Here is a 1,827-nt window from a genome sequence, read left to right as displayed (position 1 = left end):
CGCTGATTGTCAAGGTAGTTGTCAGTAAAAATTTATATTCTTGTTTCGACAGGTTATCAGATATTGTTCTGTACCTGACGTGAGTATCAATGAATACCCCATTTTTATTGACAATCACGTCAGGCACAGAGCTTTTATCTGAGCATGTCCATTTGAATCATCAGATTTTTATGAAACAGCTGTCTCCTCAACAGCAGTTTCTGCTTCTTCGCTTATTTTCTCCGGATTCAGATACACTGTGTCCGGAAGGCTCCAGTCACGGGTCAAACGTCCGTTCCAACGCTCGGGATGCTCTGTTTTGGCTGCTTCATAAACTTCCTTGCGTTTGGCAAGTATCTTGTCAGATAAACCACTGCGGCGCTGATATGGGGTAAGAAACTTTAATCCACTATGATGATGGTCATGGTTATACCACTTTACAAACAGACTTACCCATTCCCTTGCTTCTTCCAGTGTTGCAAACCCTTTAGGCTGATAATTCGGACGGTATTTTAATGTTTTAAAGAGACTTTCCGCATATGGATTATCATTGCTTACACGCGGTCTGCTGTTTGAAGGTGTTATGCCAAGCTGATACAGCGTTGCAAGCATCGTTGCACCTTTCATGGGAGAACCATTATCAGAATGTAATACTAATGGCTCTGTAGTAAGGCGTCCCTGCTTTAAACAAATCCTTTTGATCAGGCTGCTGGCATAATCGGCATTTTCTGCCTCATAGACCTCCCAGCCCACGATACTCCGGTCATAGAGATCCGAAAAAAGATACAGATAGTAAAACATTCCTTTATGTGGGCCATTCAGATACGTAATATCCCACATATACACCTGATTGGGTGCTGTTGCACTGTATGTAGACGGACGGTTATGCTTTGGTGCTTCACTGCGTCCACGATGGTTCAACATTTTTTCTTCCCGTAAAACACGGTAAAAGGTTGATTCAGAGGCGATATAGATGCCTTCATCGGCTAGTGTTGGAACGATCTCACATGGCGCCATGCTGGCGTATTCAGGCTTGTTACAGATATTTATGATTTCCTTTCGGGTTTCTGTCGGGATCTTATTTGCCGGCTCTGAATGATCCGCTGTGGGACGTCCATCTTCATAGGAATTTATATCTGATTTCCTTTTTTTCCAGCGGTAAAAAGTCCTTTCTGTAATTCCGAGACGGTAACAGGCTTTTTTGCAGGATGCACCAGATGCAATAGCTTCATTGATTAGCAGTACAGCATTTTCGCGGTCTGAGGCGCTAATCATTCGTCCTCGGGATCCCCCCAGATCGCATTTGCTTTTTTTGACAATACAAGTAAAGCTGCAGCTTCGGCAAGAGCTTTTTCCTTGCGTTGTAATTCCTTTTCAAGTTTTCTGCGTTCTTTTTCAGAATCCTTGAGTTCCCGGTTTAGTCGGGAGGCCTCTTTAGCGATGCCGCCATTTGCATTCATGCAGGCATCTTTCCAATCCTTAATCTGCTCAACATAAAGTCCTTTTTTACGGGCATATTCAGCAAGTTCCGTTTCATTCATGCTCGCTGTTTCAACAACAACTAAGAATTTATCCTGTGTGCTCCAATTGTCTGGGATGGCATCTGTACCAGGAGTGGCATAGCCTTCCTTTCTGGCTTTGTCCCGCCAGTTACGCAATGTCTGTTCGGAAATACCTTCTTCTCTGGAAATTTTTGTAATGGATTCATTGTTTGGTGGAAGCATCCTCCTGAGGAGTGCATCCTTTAACTCTGGACTATAGTTCATAATGAAAGCTCCCTTCCTGCGATAGCTCTATACTACCACAAATGTAATTATCTTTCACTGACAACTATCCTAACACACAGGG

1 protein-coding gene is annotated in these 1,827 nt (G+C 43.3%); it reads right to left on the bottom strand.

The annotated features are described in order from the left end of the window. Positions 1–168: 168 nt before the first annotated feature. Positions 169–1,748 (bottom strand): IS3 family transposase gene (locus ABCW45_RS17645; RefSeq protein ID WP_425518636.1). Its coding sequence is split into 2 segments (ribosomal slippage): positions 169–1,283 and positions 1,283–1,748, totalling 1,581 coding nucleotides; the frame shifts between segments, so codons are not numbered across the junction. Positions 1,749–1,827: the final 79 nt, after the last annotated feature.

Origin of the sequence: Pilosibacter fragilis, from assembly GCF_032490495.1 — a bacterium.
Taxonomy (GTDB): Bacteria; Bacillota; Clostridia; order Lachnospirales; family Lachnospiraceae; genus Pilosibacter; species Pilosibacter fragilis.
The sequence above is the reverse complement of the archived record's forward strand: the minus strand, read 5'-3'. Positions and strand labels throughout refer to the sequence as shown.